The sequence below is a fragment of the Bradyrhizobium sp. dw_411 genome (assembly GCF_018449695.1).
Lineage (GTDB): Bacteria > Pseudomonadota > Alphaproteobacteria > Rhizobiales > Xanthobacteraceae > Bradyrhizobium.
This window is the reverse complement of sequence record NZ_JAAVUY010000003.1, coordinates 72,800-90,930: the sequence shown is the minus strand read 5'-3', so window position 1 is coordinate 90,930 and position 18,131 is coordinate 72,800. Positions and strand designations below refer to the sequence as shown.

General features: G+C 61.7%; 15 protein-coding genes. 8 read left to right on the top strand and 7 right to left on the bottom strand.

Annotation, left to right across the window (positions count from 1 at the left end; all coding sequences use genetic code 11):
* Positions 1-306 precede the first annotated feature (306 nt).
* The 3 genes from HB676_RS05490 to HB676_RS05480 form a co-directional block, all read right to left on the bottom strand.
* Positions 307-1,836, bottom strand: coding sequence for a S8 family serine peptidase (locus tag HB676_RS05490; RefSeq protein ID WP_249780106.1), 1,530 nt, complete (start codon positions 1,834-1,836; stop codon positions 307-309).
* A 162-nt stretch (positions 1,837-1,998) separates the two neighbouring features.
* A complete protein-coding gene (locus HB676_RS05485) occupies positions 1,999-2,703 on the bottom strand; it encodes a hypothetical protein (protein ID WP_213736686.1) in 705 nt (234 codons plus the stop codon).
* Positions 2,700-3,269, bottom strand: a complete 570-nt coding sequence (locus HB676_RS05480; RefSeq protein ID WP_213736685.1) for a sigma-70 family RNA polymerase sigma factor — start codon at positions 3,267-3,269, stop codon at positions 2,700-2,702. Before HB676_RS05480 ends, HB676_RS05485 begins: the two co-directional genes overlap by 4 nt.
* A 470-nt stretch (positions 3,270-3,739) precedes the next feature.
* Between HB676_RS05480 and HB676_RS05475 the strand changes: the two genes are divergently transcribed.
* Together HB676_RS05475 and HB676_RS05470 are read left to right on the top strand one after the other, a co-directional pair.
* The gene (locus HB676_RS05475) at positions 3,740-4,891 is read left to right on the top strand and encodes a GGDEF domain-containing protein (protein WP_213736684.1); all 1,152 of its coding nucleotides are present in this window, start codon (positions 3,740-3,742) and stop codon (positions 4,889-4,891) included.
* A gap of 71 nt (positions 4,892-4,962) precedes the next feature.
* Positions 4,963-6,075, top strand: a complete 1,113-nt coding sequence (locus HB676_RS05470; protein WP_213736683.1) for a DUF2336 domain-containing protein — start codon at positions 4,963-4,965, stop codon at positions 6,073-6,075.
* Between the two features lie 37 nt (positions 6,076-6,112).
* On the opposite strand, the gene HB676_RS05465 is transcribed toward HB676_RS05470, so the two are convergent.
* The gene (locus HB676_RS05465) at positions 6,113-6,751 is read right to left on the bottom strand and encodes a DUF1109 domain-containing protein (protein WP_213736682.1); all 639 of its coding nucleotides are present in this window, start codon (positions 6,749-6,751) and stop codon (positions 6,113-6,115) included.
* Positions 6,752-6,753: 2 nt separating this feature from the next.
* On the bottom strand, positions 6,754-7,299 hold the full coding sequence (locus HB676_RS05460) for a sigma-70 family RNA polymerase sigma factor (RefSeq protein WP_213736681.1): 546 nt from the start codon (positions 7,297-7,299) through the stop codon (positions 6,754-6,756).
* A 588-nt stretch (positions 7,300-7,887) separates the two neighbouring features.
* Here HB676_RS05460 and HB676_RS05455 point away from each other — a divergent pair.
* Both HB676_RS05455 and HB676_RS05450 read left to right on the top strand, forming a co-directional pair.
* Complete coding sequence (locus HB676_RS05455; RefSeq protein ID WP_249780076.1) at positions 7,888-8,340, top strand: hypothetical protein; 453 nt, start codon at positions 7,888-7,890, stop codon at positions 8,338-8,340.
* Positions 8,341-8,462: 122 nt separating this feature from the next.
* On the top strand, positions 8,463-9,242 hold the full coding sequence (locus tag HB676_RS05450) for an enoyl-CoA hydratase (RefSeq protein WP_213736680.1): 780 nt from the start codon (positions 8,463-8,465) through the stop codon (positions 9,240-9,242).
* A 36-nt stretch (positions 9,243-9,278) separates the two neighbouring features.
* Here HB676_RS05450 and HB676_RS05445 read toward each other — a convergent pair whose 3' ends face one another.
* On the bottom strand, positions 9,279-11,141 hold the full coding sequence (locus HB676_RS05445; protein ID WP_213736679.1) for an acetyl-CoA hydrolase/transferase C-terminal domain-containing protein: 1,863 nt from the start codon (positions 11,139-11,141) through the stop codon (positions 9,279-9,281).
* A gap of 178 nt (positions 11,142-11,319) precedes the next feature.
* On the opposite strand from HB676_RS05445, the gene HB676_RS05440 reads away from it, so the two are divergent.
* The 4 genes from HB676_RS05440 (at position 11,320) to HB676_RS05425 (ending at position 16,531) form a co-directional block, all read left to right on the top strand.
* Positions 11,320-11,940, top strand: a complete 621-nt coding sequence (locus tag HB676_RS05440; protein ID WP_213736678.1) for a glutathione S-transferase — start codon at positions 11,320-11,322, stop codon at positions 11,938-11,940.
* Between the two features lie 98 nt (positions 11,941-12,038).
* A complete protein-coding gene (locus tag HB676_RS05435) occupies positions 12,039-13,985 on the top strand; it encodes an alpha/beta hydrolase domain-containing protein (RefSeq protein WP_213736677.1) in 1,947 nt (648 codons plus the stop codon).
* Between the two features lie 202 nt (positions 13,986-14,187).
* A complete protein-coding gene (locus HB676_RS05430) occupies positions 14,188-15,519 on the top strand; it encodes an MFS transporter (RefSeq protein ID WP_213736676.1) in 1,332 nt (443 codons plus the stop codon).
* A 52-nt stretch (positions 15,520-15,571) separates the two neighbouring features.
* Positions 15,572-16,531 (top strand): amidohydrolase family protein, encoded by a 960-nt coding sequence (locus HB676_RS05425; RefSeq protein WP_213736675.1) that lies wholly within the window; start codon positions 15,572-15,574, stop codon positions 16,529-16,531.
* A gap of 63 nt (positions 16,532-16,594) precedes the next feature.
* Here HB676_RS05425 and HB676_RS05420 read toward each other — a convergent pair whose 3' ends face one another.
* On the bottom strand, positions 16,595-17,986 hold the full coding sequence (locus tag HB676_RS05420; RefSeq protein ID WP_213736674.1) for a CoA transferase: 1,392 nt from the start codon (positions 17,984-17,986) through the stop codon (positions 16,595-16,597).
* Positions 17,987-18,131 lie beyond the last annotated feature (145 nt).

Below are 18,131 nucleotides of genomic sequence, written 5' to 3'. Positions count from 1 at the left end.
ACAGTCAAGCGGCACCCGGACATGGTGGCATTGCACGATCGCGGCGGCTTCAATTTGCGGCGGCGGACCTGATGCTTGCACGAAAAGATCGCTGGAAACGAAAGACCCGTCCGGGGGGACAACCGGACGGGTCAAGCTATATGGGCGCTTGGGGTGGATGGGCGCTCGCGCCAAATACAGCCTCGATGGGGAGGGATTACCGCTCCCACCTAGGTAAGTCGCGGCAGGGGCGGCGGACGTTCAACGCGCTTTCGATTTTTTTAACTTTTCCACACGGTGTTTTTGGCTGGTATTCTGGGTACAGAATTACTGCGCCGCGGGCTTGGGATCGCCGTCTGCCGGTTTGCCGGACGCCAGCGTGGCGGACGCCGGCTGTTCCAGGCCTCGCGTCGCCGGGGCGTCCTGCTGGTCCGGCGCGCTTTTGACCGCGGGCGGACTGGAACCCCCGGCGACCGGCACCGCGGGTGCGGCGGCGGCCTGGACTGCGGCGTAGGCGTCGGCTTCACCCGCGCCGAACAGATCATCCCGGCCGGCGGGCCCGAGATCACGCGCCGTCTTCATCAGGATCGCGCGGACCTCAACGGGCTTCAACCCCGGATTGCGTTCCAGCATCAGCGCGGCGAGGCCACTGACATAGGCGGCGGAAAACGACGTGCCCGAAATCATCTGATATTTGTTGTCCGGCGCCGGCAGGAATATATCCACGCCGGGTGCGGCGACCGCGATATAGCCGCCGCGGTTCGATGCTGAAAACAATTTATCCTGAGCATCCGTGGCACTGACGGCAATAACGCTGGTATTGGCAGCGGGATAGAGCGGCGGCGATTTCGCTCCGGCATTGCCGGCGGCGGCTACCATCACGATGCCTTTGCCGGCTATCGCGGCGACGCCGCGCTCGATCAACGCATCCTTCGGGCCGGCAAAACTCATATTGATGATTTGGGCGCCATGGGCCACGGCGTAATCCAGTCCCCTGAGGATCACATAAGAACTGCTCTCCGCCCCATTCGACGCCACGCCAAACGCACGGATCGCCAAAATGCGCGCGGCCGGAGCGCTGCCGATCAGCCGTGCATGCGCCACGATCGCGCCGGCGATGCCGGTGCCGTGGACATGCGGACCTTCCTTGCTGCCGAGCGCATCGAACGAGGCTGCAATCGAGTTAGCCAGTTCCGGGTGATTGATATCGATTCCGGAATCGATCACGGCGACAGTCACATTGGCGCCGTGAGCCAGCGTATGCGCCTGGGGCAAATGAAGCTTGGCGACCGCATATTGCGCGGGATCGCCCTCGGTCAATTCCGTCTTCTGTTCTTGCAGCACATAGCGGAAATTTGGCTGCACCGAGCGAACGCCGGCCTCGGTGGCGAATTCGCGGCTCACGGTATCGACCGCGCGGCGGTTGGTTACGCGAAACAGACCGATCGTGCTGCCGATCAGCGGGAAATTCTGCGATTGCAGGCGCGTGAGGCCATGACGCCGCGCCAGTTCATCGGCCTGCGTATCCGACAGCGAGCCGTCGATCTCGGCCACGAGTTCATTGGCGATCCCGCGCTGGTCCAGCGCGGTCTGCAGCGTATTGCCGCGCGAGCCGGCGCTCCGGTTTTTCGCCGTTCCATGGCCGCTGCCGCCGCCGCCCGTCGCGTTGGCCGACTGTCCCGAACATTCGCCGCTGTCGCGTTCGGCTGCGGTGCAGGCCGAGCGAAGGCTAGGAATGTTCCGGCCGCTTCCGATATCCGCCCCCCGGCCCACAATGTTCGGATCGATCCGTGGCGCCACCACGGTCGGGGTAATGGTCGGCAGCCGTGATTGGATGTTGATCGAAGGCGAGCGCATCGCGCCGACCTGCGCATGAACCGCCGGGCCGTTGAAACAGGCTAACGGCAGTGTCACGGCCATCAAGAGCGGAATCGCACGCCGCATCCTGGTCCGCCAAATGGCACAATGCTGGATCATGAGACCTCGGATTGACGCGGCATCAAGAAAAGCTGCGCGGGATCAGGGCGTGGCCACGGCGAGGCTCACGGCCTTCTCTTTCTGAAGCTTGCCCATCAGGTCGGCGATTTCGTCCTTTGACATCGCCCTGTCGCCGAATTGCAACCTGAACAGGCCACCTTTTGCACCGTCGACGATCAAGGCATGATAGTTGTCGAGCAGCGTCGTGATATCGGCAACGCGCGCATCCGGCGCAAACCGCACCAGCGCGCGTGGAGGGGCTTCCGCCCCCAGCCCGCGGGTGATGGGCTCGTTCGTGCTTAATGAGGCGGTCTGGAACGAAGCCGGCTGGTCCTTCATCAACACGGTGCCGATCAGGCCCGCCTGCAGCAGCAACGCCAACGCGCCAAGTGTCCCCGACCAGGCGAGCGTGCGCGGCGACAGGCTAGCGAAAAAACCGGAGATACGTCCGAAAACGGATATGCCAGATACCCACGACGGTCGGCGTACCGGCTCACCATCGATCGCGGCAAACAGCTTCTGCATCGCGCGCGCCGATGGCGCACCGAGACTTTCATTGAGATGAATGGTTTCGACGTACTCTTCCTGAATGACGGCGTATTGTTTGGCGAGTTCGGGATCGCGCGCGAGCGCTTCATCGACGCGGCGAACATCGCGCGCATTCAATGTGCCGGCGGCATGCCAGGGCAACAGCATTTCGATTTCACTGGGTTCTTGCTCCAGTATTTTCTTGCTTGTCGCCATCATGGCCAACCTCGTTCCACGCCGGCTGCCTTGAGCAGTTCGGCCAGTTTCTTGCGCGCATAGAACAAGCGCGTCTTCACGGTATTCTCCGGAATGCCAACGATTTCAGCTACCTCTTCCACCGACTTCTCGTGGTAGTAGACGAGATCGACGATCTCCCGATGTTCCGGCGAAAGTGCGGTCAGACACTTGCGCAACGCGTCACTGGTATCCTTTTTCTGCACCGCGACTTCCGGATCGTCGGATGAATCCTCGATCGCGTTGGCGGCCTCGTCATCGAGTTCAACGTCTTTCCTGCGGCGCAGCGCCGACAGGGCCTTGAAACGCGTAATCGCCAGCAGCCAGGTGGAAACGGCGGATCGGCCTTCAAACTTGCCAGCCTGGCGCCATACATCGAGAAAAACCTCGCTGATGAGGTCTTCCGCAACCTGCTCGTCTCGCACGACCCGAAGCCCGAAACGAAACACCCTGACGTGGTGCCTTCCGTACAGCACCTGCATGGCGAGGCGGTCGCCTTGAGCGATCCGAGCGATCAGGACGTCGTCCGAAGCCGCCTGTGTCGCACTCAATGGCCGTCTCGCAAGGTTGGTCGGATGGGACTGGCGGGTGGTTCGATCAGAAAGGCAAGATTCTTGAATTTATCGCAAGCGCGCAGCTCGATCTGTGATCTAGCGCACAGAATGCCCCTGCTTGGCAGCCCTTTGGGGCGGTAAGGCAAACAAACCCGAAACTCCGGTATCATAATACGGCACTACTTTTCGCGTTCCCCGGCCATGCGATGCAGACCTTACCCACGCAGACCTTACCAAAGACAGATCTTACCAAGACTTCGCGCGCAAAACAGCCTTGGATCGTCGCTCCGGTTACTCGATACCAGGCCTGCTCGCGCATGCCGGCTCGCCCCCGGATCTGGCCAATTTCGCCCGTAAAACAACGGCAAAGCCGGCCTTCGGCGACCAGGATTCAACCGTGAAAGATACCAAACCTAAAGGCTTTCTCCCGTAGATTTTTAGGGCTGAGTTCCATCAATGGCGAGATCATGGGCACCGCTGCGTCGCCTTTCCTGAATCCAATTGCGGACGAACTGGAAGGCGTAGGTCCCACCAAACCGACGGCAGAGACGCTGTTGCGCCGGGCGCGACAGCGCCGTCAGGTCCAAAGCATGATCGGCGTCAGCTACGTCATCGATGCCGGCGTGCTGCTGGTCTATGCCCACGCCGGAACTATACCGGTCATGATCGGCCCGGCATTCGCCGTCTGCGGCCTGATCTCCGTCGCAGCCTATATCCTGCTGTCGGAAATCGGATTCACCGAACGCTTCAGGGATCACTACTTCATCGCGCCGCAAGCGGTCGCCAGCATGGCGATCATGCTGGCGTTCACCTACATCGCGCCCGAAGTCGGCGTGATGTTTCTTTGCACCCTGTTCGTCGTATTCAACTTCAGCTCACTGCGCTCGACGCCGCTGCAGACCGCCGTGGTCTGGACCGCGATGGCGCTGGGCCTGGCGTGGCTGTTTCTGTTGACCGACAAGCCGATCTCGCTGCCGCACGAGACCTATCTGGAACGCTTCGCCACGATGACGGTGTTCGTCCTGACCATCGGGCGTTGCATGTTTCTCGGGATATTTTCCAGCACGATGCGTCAAACGCTCTACAAGAACGGGATCGAGCTCAAGGAAGCCTACAAGCGGATCGAAGAGCTCGCCGCACTCGACGAGTTGACCGGCTCGTTCAACCGCCGCTGCATCATGCGGATGCTGGACGACGAAATCATCCGCAGCCAGCGCAGCAAGGTCCCCTGCTCGATCGCGCTGATCGATCTCGACTGGTTCAAGCGCATCAACGACACCTATGGCCATCCGACCGGCGACGAAGTGCTGCGAACATTCGCCATTACGGTGTTCGCCAACATCCGCACCATCGACAGGTTCGGCCGCTACGGCGGCGAGGAATTCCTGCTGGTGCTTCCCGACACACCCTGCGACACCGCGATGCGCCTGCTCGATCGGCTGCGGTCCATCATAGCCGACCTGGACTGGAGCGCGTTCTCGTCCGGCATGCAGGTCACGCTTTCCGCGGGCGTCACCACGCTTCGAGCGGACGAAACCGCCGACATCTTCCTCGCGCGCGCCGACAGCGCGCTCTATGCAGCCAAGGCACGGGGGCGCAACCGCGTCATCAGCGTCTGATCCAACCAATTCCGTTTCCGTCGACGAGAAACGTCGCCGGCCAGTATGTCCGAACACTCCAGGATAGAGTCATGAGTTCGAAATCCCTCCCCGCTTCCGAAGGCCTGCTTGACGAGCTGCAGGCCACGCTCGCGCACGGCACCGTTGCACGCCGGGTCGAAACCTTGCGTCGGGTCACCGATCTTTTCATCAACGGTGCGGTGGATTATTCGAACGATCAGATCGATCTGTTCGACGATGTCTTCCAGTGCCTGATGCATCACATCGAAACCTCCGCCAAGGCGCTGCTCGCCAATCGGCTGGCTCCGATCGACTGCGCCCCGCCGCTCACCATTCGCGCGCTGGCGCTCGACGATCTCATCGAGGTCGCAGCTCCCGTGTTGTCAAAATCCGAACGGCTCGACGATGACGCGCTGATCGAGACCGCGCGCAACAAGAGCCAGGCGCATTTGATGGCGATTTCGACGCGCCGGGTATTGAGCGGCGCGGTCACCGACGTATTGGTGCTGCGCGGCAATGACGAGGTGATCCAGAGCACCGTCAACAATCCCGGCGCGGAATTCTCCGAACGCGGCTTCACCCGGCTGGTCAGCCGCGCCGAGGGAGACGACGACCTCGCGACCTGCATCGGCCTGCGCCCGACAATTCCCCGGCACCTGTATCTGAAGCTGCTCGCAAAGGCTTCGGTGGCGGTGCGGGCGCGGCTCGAAGCCGCCAACCCGCCGCTGGCAGGAGAGGTGTCCACCGCGGTACGGGAGGCAACACGGCTGGCGCGCTCTGCGCCCTCGGCCATCACCCAGGAAACCGCCATCGCGCATGCGCTCATCAAATCATTGTACGAGGACGGCAGGCTCGACGAGCATCAGGTCGCTTCGTTTGCCGAAGCCGGCAAGTTCGATGAAGCCAACGCCGCCATCGCAGCACTTGCCAATGTAAGCGTGCTGGTGGCCGAGAATATGATGGTCGAAACCCGCGCCGAAGGCGTCATGATCCTGGCGAAGGTCTCGGGGATGTCGTGGTCAACCGTCAAGGCGATCATCAACATGCGCGACGCGCTGTCGGGAAATGAGCCGTCCGATCTTGGCGCCTGCAAGGCGACCTATGAACGGCTGCGGCCTTCGACCGCGCAGCAAGTGCTTCGCTTCCATCGCATGCAACAGACGTCCGCCCCTTCTGCGGCCTGAATCGGCCACGCCCTGAGCGGCGGCTAAAGCGCCGGCACTAAAAACGAAGCACCCTCGATCCCACCAGCCCGCCGAGGGTGGCCATCAGCGCGGTGGCGATCGTGTACCAAGTCGCCACGAACAGCGGTGAATCGTCGGTACAGTGCGACGCATACAATGTTGCGGCCAGTCCCGCCGACAGCATTCCGGCGATGGCGCCGGCGACCGCAGGCCGGGTCGGCGCGCCGCGACGCAGACCGACCAGTGCGGCCGCCAATAGCGGCAGCGACAGCAGCGGAATAGCCGTCATGCAAACCCGCGAATTGTTGCCGATCAGGCGCGTCATCATTGGCAAGCGCTGCGGCATCATCATCTCGCCTCCGATCTCCAGCGCGAGAATTCCGGCCGGAATCAGCAGTAACCAGCCCCAGCCTCGCAGCGAGGCTTCCGGCCGAGACAAATGCAGGCTGACGGCGATGGCTGAAATCGCCAGCGCCAGCGTCACCACGAACTTCATGTCGAAAAACGGGTTATGCATCGCCGTCATGACGTCCGGCCGCATCCCCAGGATAACGAAGAACATCGCCAGCGAAATCGGCGCCGCCGACAACAGCGCCAGCATCAGCACCAATCCGACAGGGCGTGCGCGGTGCGCATTATCGGCGGCGAGCGTTCGAATAAGCTGTTCGGTTTCCATGCTCATGGCTCCCGCAATTTGGCGGTGAGGCTGGCGAGCCCGCGATGCAGGGCGACCCGCACCGCACCTTCGGTCATCGCGAATTTCGCGGCTGTCTCCTTGATCGACGCGCTATCGACCGCAATCGACTGCAATACGTCGCGCTGGCGCGCAGGAAGGGACTGGAGCTGGGCAGCGATCTCGCTCGCAGGCGCCGTCTCGGCGGCGGATTCGCTCGGGATGGTTTCAGCGAAATCGTCGATATTGACGAAAACCCGGCGGCCGCGCCGGCGCAGCGCGTCGATCAGTTTGTTGCGGGCAATCGCAAACAGCCAGGGCGCGAACGGCGCGTTCGCGTCCCAGGTATGCCGCTTCAGATGCACCGCCAACAAAATGTCCTGCACAATATCCTCGGATTGATCCGCCGGTTGTCCGGCCCGTACGAGCCCACGCCGTGCACCCGCCCTCAATACCGGCGTGACGGCCTTGAGCAGACGGTGATACGCCGCACCATCCCCTGACATGGCCAGCCGCATCAGGCCGGTCCATTCATCTTCAGTTTCGCGCACGCGCGCTCCCACATCTCAATTCGGTCGATCTTTCAATTTGTTACGCCACTCCATATCGATCACGAAGTCGTGATTGACGCTTTCCGCAAGCATCGGTTGGCGTCCCTCGATCGGGAATCGCAACGGCAGATCTTTCTCCGCAAGGCTCATAACATCGATCGGTCTGGGTGGCACCCGCCCGATATTTCCCCAGCGATTTCGTGGAGCCGCGATCGTAAACGGCGCACCCAGCGCGACGCGGTTGCCCCCTTTTCGCCCGGACTCGCCCGAAGATTCCCTTTTTTTGCCCCGCTGTGAACACGCCCCGGGGTCTCATTTCGCTCCGGGACTGGCACATGGGGAGATTGCCACATGATGATCAAAGCCACCGGGCGCTCGGCATTGATACTAGCAACGGGAATTTTTGTGTGCCTCGCGGGCCCTTCGCGAGCCGCCACGGGCACTGACAATACGACCGCAAGCGCGAAGCCGGAAAATTCGGCACCCGTTGTGCTCAGCAAATACGCCAAACACAGCGCTCGCCACGGGAAGAGCTACGCCCATCATACATCCAGCAAGCCGGCGCAGAAATCCGCCGACAAAACAGATTTGGACAAAAAAGATTTGCCGAGCGATGTCACCGCTGACGGCAGCGACACTTCATCCGCGATATCGCCGACGGTAGCCAACGCCAATGCGCAAATGGCCTCGACCCAGCTAGCCACGACTGATGTGCCGGGCGGCAATGCCAAGGCGATGTCCGCACGGGCCAACGAAATTCTTCAGACCAGGCCGGCCAATTCGACCAATCCCCAGACTACCGTCGATACCCAGGTGGTCGCGGCCGATCAGCTCAACGACGTCGATCGCGCGCTGCATGAAGGCAGTCCGCCCGCCCTCGTGATGGCCTCGGCGGACACTCCGGCCGCAGCACCGGTATTGGCCAGCAGCAGCGGCAATGATGGCTCGACCTGGGACCAGACCTCCCTGATCGGGAAAATCTTCATCGGGTTCGGGGCGCTGCTGACGATGGCCTCTGCGGCCCGCATGTTCATGGCGTAAACTGTCTCGGGCTCCGGACATTATTGTTCCGGGGCCGGGCTTGCCTTAACTGGCTTGGCCCACTTGAAGCCCATCCCGGCAGCGGGCACATTGCCTGCGCAATCCAGCAAGCGGGGTGGACCATGAGCACGTTTGAACACATCATTGTCGAGAGCAAAGGCGCGGTCGGCATCATCACGCTCAACCGCCCGAAGATGCTCAATGCGCTGTCTTTCGGCGTGTTTCGCGAAATCGCCGTTGCGGTCGATGCGCTCGAAGCCGACGACGCCATCGGCTGCATCCTGGTGACCGGTAGCGAAAAAGCATTCGCGGCCGGCGCCGACATCAGGGAAATGCAGCCAAAAACCTTCATCGACATGTTTTCCGGCGATTTCATCGCGATTGGCGGTTACCGCGTCGCCGACTGTCGCAAGCCGACCATCGCTGCCGTCAGCGGCTATGCCCTCGGTGGCGGCTGCGAACTGGCGATGATGTGCGACATCATCATTGCCGCGGACACCGCGAAATTCGGTCAGCCTGAAATTACGCTCGGCACCATTCCCGGCCTCGGCGGAACCCAGCGGCTGACCCGCGCGATCGGCAAATCCAAGGCGATGGATCTGTGTCTCACGGGGCGGATGATGGATGCCGCCGAGGCTGAGCGCGCGGGTCTCGTCAGCCGCATCGTGCCCGCGGACAAATTGATGGAAGAAGCGCTGGCGGCGGCGGAGAAAATCGCCTCGATGTCGCGTCCTGCGGCCGAAATGGCCAAGAGCGCCATCAAACGCGCATTCGAAACGCCGTTGGCCGAGGGACTCAATGTGGAGCGCGACCTGTTTCACTCCACCTTCGCACTGGAAGATCGCGCCGAGGGCATGGCCGCGTTCATCGAAAAGCGCAAGCCGGTGAACAAGAACCGGTAACGCGCAATCGCCAGGTAGCGACCTATCGCGGATGTCTCAGGCTTCGCGGCTTTTCACTAGTGCCGCACTTACTAACGCACGGTAGGCGCGTTCGGAAAATGTCTTGGGTCGATCAAGGCCGAGCCGCGCGAGACATTCCTGGTCGGCTGCATCAGGGCGGCGTGTAAAACCCTGCCACAACAATCCGGGCAGGTGCTGCGGCGAACGCTGCGCCTCCTGCAGAAGTTGCAAAGCCGGGATCAACCGCTCCTCGGCGCCGGTGAAGTCGCTGCCGAACGGAAATGACGGCAGTAAACCGGCCTGGCGGGCCGGCTTCAACGCACTGGCAATCCGGTCCGGATGATTTTCACGATAGGCGGCAGGAATCTCGAAATTCCGGGGGAGCTTGCCGGCATCCGTGGCCTGCCGGGCCAACTCGCCTTGAAAGCGGGAATCCGTGACCTGCAGCATCGCCGCGATTACATCGGCGTCGGATTTTCCCCTGAGATCGGCGACGCCATATTCGGTGACAATGACATCGCGCAGGTGCCGCGGGATAGTCTCGTGGCCGTAGCTCCAGCGAATGTTCGATTGCGTTTTTGCGCCCGCCGGCCTGGTCGCCTCGAGCGTGAGGACCGAACGCGCGCCCTGCAAGGCAAAGGCCTGTGCCACGAAATTATACTGGCCGCCGACGCCGCTGACGACCTGCCCGTCTTCGAGGCCGTCGGAAACCACAGCCCCCATCAGCGTCGCCATCATCGCATTATTGACGAAGCGGGCATCGACCCGGGCGCGCCGCTTCGTATCCTCGTCGCCGTACAGCTCATTGGTGAATGACACCGGCGTCATCTGGATCCGCGCGAGCTGCTCGGGCGTCATGTCGCGCAGCGCGCGATAGAACGATTTCGGTCCCAGGAAAAACGCGCCGTGCAGTACCACGCCATCGACGTCGCGCTTGAGAATGCCAGCGTCGATCAGCGCCAAAAATGCCTCGAACAGCATCTCGCTGACGCCGTAGAGTCCTTTTTCGAACGCGCCGGTTTCCACCGCCGCCAACTGCGCGGCAGCCGGCGTCAGCCGCCTGACGGTTGCCTCGAATTGCGCGGGGTTACGATGGCGAACGATCAAGCCCTGCGCCAGCGCATCGCCGATCTGTCCGATACCGATCTGCAGCGTGCCGCCGTCGCGCACCAGGCCGGCGGCGTGAAGACCGATCGCATATTTGGTATCGGTGATCGGCTCGGACGGCGGCGCGAACAATGGAAACTCGGTTGCGGGACTATCCAGTATCGCGCTGAATTCTTCCGCCGGCAGATCGCCGGCACCAGGCATGAATGGCAGCTCGGCATTGACTTGACCGATCAGTTTGAACGATGCACGGCCCTCGGCGCGGGCGCGCAGGATGTCGAGTGTGGTGTCGGTGTTGCAGCTGAGACTATAGCGCGGCACGCCATCGACAATGCGCTTGGCCACCAGTTGCGTGACCACGTTAAGTCCGCGCGCCAGTAGATAGGACGAAGCATGGGTGTAGTTGGCGGAGATATAATGCTGCTGCGCGAACGGCACGTGCAGCCACCTGCCAGCCAGAAAGAAAAATTCGATCACCTTTATATTTGGCGGCAACGCACCCGCATGCAGCGCGCCGGCATACGCCAGATCTGGATAATTGCCGAACAGCCGCTCGATCACGGGCGCGATGAAGCGCCGCTCCAGCAGGTTCGACGGCTTCGGCTTTTCCAGCGTCAACGCCGAAAAGAACGTCAGGTTGATGGCGCGGTCGGCCGCGGCGCGCGCGTAGAGCGCATTGATAACGTGGTTGGCCTTGCCGAGACCAAGCGGCAATCCAACCACCAGATTGGTCCCGACGTCACGGATGATATCCTCTGCAATCGCCTCGGGATCAGTGAACTGTTTCGGCATGAAACTTCCATCAGGAGCGACACGAACCCGAGCATCCGGCAGCCGCGAAGAATCGCGCATCGCCGCGAGAGGCTAGCCGTATCCGCATCGTCACGCTATCAATGTTATAACAAGTCTGGCCTTTGAAGCTGCGCCAGGCATTCGGCACGCGACTGTAACTGCACGGGGAAAGCTCACGATGATCACGTTGTTCTATGCCGCCCATACCTGCTCGCTGGCGTCTCACATCGCGCTGGAGGAAGCGGGTGCCGAATATTCGACCGTACGGATCAGCTTCGCCAAGGAAGAACAGCTCAAGCCGGATTATCTCGCCATCAATCCCAAGGCGCGCGTTCCCTCGATGATCACCGACCAGGGCATCCTGACGGAAACGCCGGCGATGCTCGCCTTCATTGCCCAGAGCTTTCCGGAGGCGCAACTGGCGCCGCTGGACGATCCCTTCGCGTTCGCCGAGGTGCAGGCCTTCAACAGCTATCTGTGCTCGACCTTGCACGTGGCCCACGCCCATCGCATGCGTGGATATCGCTGGGCCTATGACGCTACATCCATAGAAGACATGAAGCGCAAGGTGCCGGAATCCGTCGGGGCCTGTTACGATCTGATCGAGCATAAAATGTTCCGGGGTCCCTGGGTGATGGGCGAGACCTACACCATCTGCGACCCGTATTTGTTCACCGTCGCGCAGTGGCTGGAGGGAGACGGGGTTGATCCTGCACGGTTTCCGAAAGTCAGCGATCACCGCAAGCGAATGTCCGAGCGAGACACGGTTCGCCGGGCCATCGCGGAGGAACTGGCCTGAATCCCACAGGCCCCTTCCCGCCCGCCGCTTCCCTCTGTAATGTCCGATCAAAGACCGCGGCGCCATAACGCCCAGCGGGGAATAATGGGGAGAGCGTCATGGGTCATCGGCTGCGCGCCGTCGTTGTAATCGCTGGTATCATCGCCCTCTCCAGCCCTTCCGCTGCAAAAGTCGTCAAATTCGAAATTGTCCGGGTGGAATCGCCGGCATTCGAAGGGCGAAGTTTTGGGGCGGTCGGCACCTATGACCGGATCATCGCACACGCAACCATCGCGGTTGCCCCCGACGATCCGCACAACAAGATCGTTGTCGATCTCGATCGTGCCCCACGCAATGCGCAGGGCCTGGTCGAGGCCGTAACCGATGTCGAGATCCTGCGTCCGACTGTTGCGACCAATGGCAATCGCCGCCTGTTCTACGAAGTGCTCAATCGCGGCAGCAAGCTCGGCTTCGCGTTGTTCGACGATGTGCCGACGGTCGTCAACGACCTCGCAAAGGCCACCGATGCCGGCAACGGCTTTCTGATGAACCGCGGCTACACCATGGTGTGGAGCGGATGGCAGGGCGATATCGTGCCGGGTGCGGGGCGGATGACCTTTACGCCGCCGATCGTACCTGGCGTGACAGGCCTCGCGCGCGAGGACTTTATCTTTGACCATACGGACAATCCCGCCAGCGGCACACTCAGCTATCCCGCTGATGATCTCGATCCGGCGCACGTCAAGCTCAGTGTGCGCCAATTCGAGGCGGATCCGCGTTCGACGCCCGCCGGCCTCGAAGTCAAATTCGAGGGGCCGACCAAAATCTCGATCAAGCGGCCTGACGGCTTCGATGCCGGCGCGATCTACGAATTCATCTATACCGCCAAAGACCCGAAGGTGATGGGCCTCGGCTTCGCGGCGACCCGCGATGTGGTTTCGTTCCTGCGCAACGAGACCGCCGATGCGGCGGGGACGGCCAATCCCCTCGCCGACCGGATCGACCGCGCCATCGGCTTCGGCCTGTCGCAAAGCGGCCGTTATCTGCACGACTATCTCTATCTCGGCTTCAACGCCGACGAGGCTGGCCGCGTTGTTTTTGAAGGACTGATGCCGCACATCTCCGGCGGCAAGAAGACCTTCACCAATTACCGCTTCAGCCAGCCCGGCCGCTCGCCCTATCAGCATGCGGACATGCTTTATCCCGGTGCGGACTTTCCGTTCACCTATCCCGTCATCACGGACACGCTGACCGGAAAGAGCGATGGCTTTCTGGCGAGGTGCCTGGCCGCCGGCAATTGTCCCAAGATCATCAAATCCGACAGCGAACTCGAATTCTATCAGCAGCGCGCTTCGCTTGTGGTGACGGATACGCAGGGCAATGCGCTCGCGATGCCGGACAATATCCGACTGTTTCTGCTGTCGAACCTGCAACATTATTCGATGGCCAACGCCAAGCCCGAAATGGTGAAGGTGTGCGCCTTCCCGACCAATCCGCTGAATGCCGGACCTCCGGTGCGGGCCTTGCTGGTCGCGCTCGATGACTGGATCAGCAAGGGCACGTTGCCGCCGGCCAGCCGATACCCCGGCCGCAGCGACGGAACGCTGGTGCCGCCTGCGGCCGACGATGTCGGCTTCCCGCGCATTCCAGGCTTTGCCTATACCAGCCGCATGGCGCGGCCGACGCTGATCAAATCAGACGAAATGCCGCCGTCCAAAGGTGCGGCCTATCCGGTGTTCGTGCCGAAGACCGATGCCGATGGCCGTGACATTGCCGGCGTGCATCTGCCGACGCTGGAAGCGCCTGTGGGCACCCACACCGGCTGGAACCTGCGCAAGGCAGGTTTTGGCGAGGGCGAATTGTGTGACAACAACGGCAGCATGATTCCGTTCGCCGCCACGCGCGAAGAGCGGCAGAAGACCAACGATCCGCGCCTGTCGCTGTCTGAACGCTACCCGAATAGCGGCGACCGCGCGGCCGCGATTGCGAAGGCGGCGCAACAACTGGTGAAGGACCGCCTGCTTCTGGAAGAAGACACGAAGTTGTTTATTCCGAACCTCAACTAGCGCGTCGAATCCGGCTTGCGAACGGGGCCGGAAACGTTCACGCTGGAGCATGATCCGGAAAAGTGGGAACCGGTTTTCCGAAAAGATCATGCTCCAACAAGAATATGGACAACGAGCATGATTCAACGCAGTTGAATCATGCTCTAGAAACCAACGACAGGTGCGGACCGAGCGCGCCGCACAGAATTCCGGGAAGAAATTCATGGCCACGCCGCAGGATTTGCAAACGATCGAACGCCGGACGATCGCAAAAGTGTCATGGCGGCTGTTGCCATTGGTCGCGCTAGCCTACTGCATTTCCTACATCGATCGCAGCAATATTTCCTTTGCTGCACTGACCATGAACAAGGACCTCGGATTTAGCGCCTATATCTATGGCTGGGGCGCCGGTATCTTCTTCTTCGGCTATTTCCTGTTCGAGATTCCAAGCAATCTGGCGCTTGAAAAGGTCGGTGCGCGTATCTGGATCGCGCGCATCATGATCACCTGGGGTATTATTTCCGGGCTGACCGCTTTTGTGACGGGAACCACCAGTTTCCTGATCATCCGTTTCCTGCTCGGCGCCGCGGAGGCCGGATTCTTCCCCGGCATGATCCTCTATTTCACTTACTGGTTTCCCTCCCAATATCGCGGCCGGGTGATCTCAACGCTGTTTGTCGCCCAGCCCGTTGCCAACGCGGCCGCCTCCATTGCGTCGGGCGCCATTCTTGAAATGGATGGCCTGCTCGGTGTCAAAGGCTGGCAGTGGATTTTCATTATCGAAGCGATCCCGGCCATATTGCTTGGGCTTGCCGTCCTCAAAATCATGACGGACCGACCCGCGCGCGCCGATTGGCTCTCAACGGAAGAGAAGAACTGGCTGCAAGCGCGGATCGATAGCGAAAATCGCGAGGTCGAAAACACCGCGGGCCGCCTCACGCTATGGCGGGCGCTGGCCGATCCCCGCGTGCTGGCGCTGTCCGCTATCTATCTGATGAGCGTGACCGCGAATTACGGCATCGTTTTCTTCATGCCGCAAATCATCAAGGGTATCGGCCTGAGCAACATGATGACCGGCCTGGTGTCGTCGATCCCCTACATCATCGGCACCATCGGCCTGATCGCATGGGGCTGGTCGTCCGATCGCAATAAAGAACGCCGCTGGCATCTGATCGCGGCTTCGACCGTCGGCGCCATCGGCCTGGCTTTCGCGGCGTGGTCCGGTGCGTCCTATTGGGCGCTGCTCGGAATGTCGGGCGCCACCGTCGGCATCTATGGCTCGCGTGCCGCCTTCTGGCCGATGCCGTCGCTGTTCCTCACCGGTACAGCGGCCGCCGGCGCGATCGCGATGATCAACGCCACCGGCAATCTCGGCGGCTATTTCGGACCTTTCATCGTCGGCTGGATCAAGGACTCCACCGGCACGTTCGAGGCGGGCCTGTATTTCCTCGCGGGCTGCTCCTTAATGTGCGCCGTGATCACCTATTTTGCCGCACGCGCGGCCGGTGACCCCGCAGCCATGCTGCGTGCCAATGCAGCGGCGGCGGCCGAATAACAATCAACGACAATAAACTCAACGACAATAAAATAAAAAAGGAGAACGACCCATGCTCAACAGACGCCATCTTCTGCTCACCTCGGTAGCTGCCGGAGTAACCATGTCCAGCCGAACTGTTCTTGCCACCGCGGCACAGCCTTCAACGCCGGTCAATTTTGAAGTGCCGGCTGGCGCCGTCGACACCCACACCCATATTCATGGCGACCCCGCCAAATTCCCGTTCTTTGCGGGGCGCACCTACACGCCGGAGCCGGCCTCGCCCGAAGAAATGGCGGCGCTCCACAAGGCGCTGCACATCCAGCGCGTGGTGATCGTGACCCCGAGCGTCTATGGTCCGGATAATTCGGCGACCTTGTTTGGCATGAAGGCGCGCGGCAACGACGCGCGCGGCGTCGCCGTGATCGACGACAAAACGACCGATAGCGACCTCGATGCTCTGGGCAAGGCTGGAATCCGCGGCATCCGGATCAATCTCGCCACCAGTGGCGTCACCGATCCCAATGTTGGGCGCACGCGCCTGCAGAAGGCCATCGAGCGCATGAAGTCGCGCGGTTGGCATATCCAGGTCTATGCCGACGCCCCGGTCGTCGCAGCCGTCAAGGATATCGTCGCCTCGGCGCCGATGCCCATCGTGTTCGACCATTTCGGCGGCGCGGTGGCCGACCTCGGCCTCGAACAGCCGGGCTTTGCCGATTTGGTGACGCTGGTGAAATCGGGCCACGCCTACGTCAAGATCTCGGGCGCCTACCGGGTCTCGAAGAATGGACCTGATTATGCCGACGCCGCTCCGTTCGCCAAGGCGCTGATCGCGGCGAACTCCGACCGCATCATCTGGGGTTCGGATTGGCCGCATCCGAATTCGTCATCGGGAAAACCGGCGACCGAATTGACGCCGCTCTATCAGATCGACGACGGCCGCCTGTTCAATCAGCTCCCGGTATGGGCGCCGGACGCGGCGATCCGCAAAAAGATTCTGGTCGACAATCCAGTGAAGCTGTACGGCTTCTGAGACCCGTTTGGTTGAACCGTACGCCGCGGGTATTCGCGGCGTGCGGTACCAGACCATACAGATTTAACCGGGCCATTGCGGCGGGTGACTGCCGAGCGGCATCGCCGGGCGCGCCCAGAACGCCGGCGTTTTCGATAGCTTCGCCGAGTGGCTGACAGAATTCAGCGGACCGAAGCCCGAAGGCGCCGTTTCAAGAAAAGGGCGAACCGCGTCGCCCTTCAAATCCTCGGTCTTCAATCCGTCCGTCACACGGCCCAGATTCCAGAGCCATTGTCCGGTTTGCGCCAGCGATACCCGGACATGCCAGCTACCGCCTTCGCGCGACTGGCGCGCCCGCGCCATCATCGCCCCGAATGCCATCAGATAGCCGGTGGCGTGATCGAGAATTTGCGCCGGCAATTCCTTCGGTCCGTCGACGCCGGCCGCTTGTCCCTCGGCGTGATTGAAGCCGGTTGTGGTCTGCACCAGTGAATCGAAACCACGGCGTTCCGCCCACGGCCCGGCATGGCCGTAAGCCGACAATGTCACATAGACAATGCCGGGGCTGATCTGCGCCGCATCCTGCGGCGAGAAACCGAGGTGCGCGAGCGCCTGGGGACGATAGCCCTGCGAGAAAATGTCGGCCTGCGCCAACAGTGCACGCAGAGCATCCCGCCCCTGTTCGCTCTTGAGTTCGATGAAGCTGGTCAGCTTGCCGCGGCCGGTGTCGATGGTGAGCCACGGAATGGCGGGAAGCTCCGGACCGGAAATCAAGAGCACGTCCGCGCCGTGCGCGGCCAGCGTACGGCCGGCGACGGGGCCTGCGATCACGCGCGATAGATCGAGCACCCGCAGGCCCGTGAGCGGGCGATCCCCGACGGGCCATGGTTTTGGTGCGGCTCCGCCGATTTTTTCGATCGAGATCAGCGGCAGCGCGGCCAGCGCCTTGGCGTGCGGCAGATCGGACCATTCATCGCGGGAGCGCATCATTGCGACCACGCCACCGGCAGCATAGGCCGCGGTCTCGAACGCCTCGGCGTCCCACTGCATCAAGGCGGCCTGAACGTCGTCGCGCTCCGGCTTGCAGTTCAACACTTTGCAGACAGCGTCGCGATGATGCGGAAAATTGGTGTGCAGCCGCACGAAGCGGCGATCGCGGGTTTTATAAACGCCGGCGATGGCATCCCAGGCCGGCGGAGGCGGCGTACCCTCGATCCGCAGATATCGTTCACTGCGGCATTCGACGACAGCATGACGCATGTCGACCGCCACATCCTGGCTTTGCCCGCTGCGCAATTTCCAGATCTGCGCTGCGGCCAGCCCGGCCGCCGCAATGCTGGCTTGCGCCGCCGCAGCGACACGAAAGGACGACGGCAGTTGTGGTTCGTCGCCGGTCAGCGTGACGGCCACCAGCGCGGAAGGTTCGCCGCCCGCCAGTGTCCAGAGATCGGTGAGGATTTCGCGGGGTGTTTGCATGGGGATTCCGCTTCACGTGAAAATCGAGATAATTATAAACGCTTCATAAGAATGCGCGAGTACAACCTGCCGTCATTGCGAGGAGCGAAGCGACGAAGCAATCCAGTTTGTCTTACGATGGATTGCTTCGCGGAGCCTGTCATCG

Coding starts and splice junctions, on each gene's coding strand:
- HB676_RS05430 (WP_213736676.1), top strand. CDS start 14,188: ATGGCCACGCCGCAGGATTTGCAAACGATCGAACGCCGGACGATCGCA.
- HB676_RS05420 (WP_213736674.1), bottom strand. CDS start 17,986: ATGCAAACACCCCGCGAAATCCTCACCGATCTCTGGACACTGGCGGGC.
- HB676_RS05470 (WP_213736683.1), top strand. CDS start 4,963: ATGAGTTCGAAATCCCTCCCCGCTTCCGAAGGCCTGCTTGACGAGCTG.
- HB676_RS05485 (WP_213736686.1), bottom strand. CDS start 2,703: ATGATGGCGACAAGCAAGAAAATACTGGAGCAAGAACCCAGTGAAATC.
- HB676_RS05425 (WP_213736675.1), top strand. CDS start 15,572: ATGCTCAACAGACGCCATCTTCTGCTCACCTCGGTAGCTGCCGGAGTA.
- HB676_RS05475 (WP_213736684.1), top strand. CDS start 3,740: ATGGGCACCGCTGCGTCGCCTTTCCTGAATCCAATTGCGGACGAACTG.
- HB676_RS05450 (WP_213736680.1), top strand. CDS start 8,463: ATGAGCACGTTTGAACACATCATTGTCGAGAGCAAAGGCGCGGTCGGC.
- HB676_RS05445 (WP_213736679.1), bottom strand. CDS start 11,141: ATGCCGAAACAGTTCACTGATCCCGAGGCGATTGCAGAGGATATCATC.
- HB676_RS05435 (WP_213736677.1), top strand. CDS start 12,039: ATGGGTCATCGGCTGCGCGCCGTCGTTGTAATCGCTGGTATCATCGCC.
- HB676_RS05440 (WP_213736678.1), top strand. CDS start 11,320: ATGATCACGTTGTTCTATGCCGCCCATACCTGCTCGCTGGCGTCTCAC.
- HB676_RS05465 (WP_213736682.1), bottom strand. CDS start 6,751: ATGGAAACCGAACAGCTTATTCGAACGCTCGCCGCCGATAATGCGCAC.
- HB676_RS05490 (WP_249780106.1), bottom strand. CDS start 1,836: ATGCGCTCGCCTTCGATCAACATCCAATCACGGCTGCCGACCATTACC.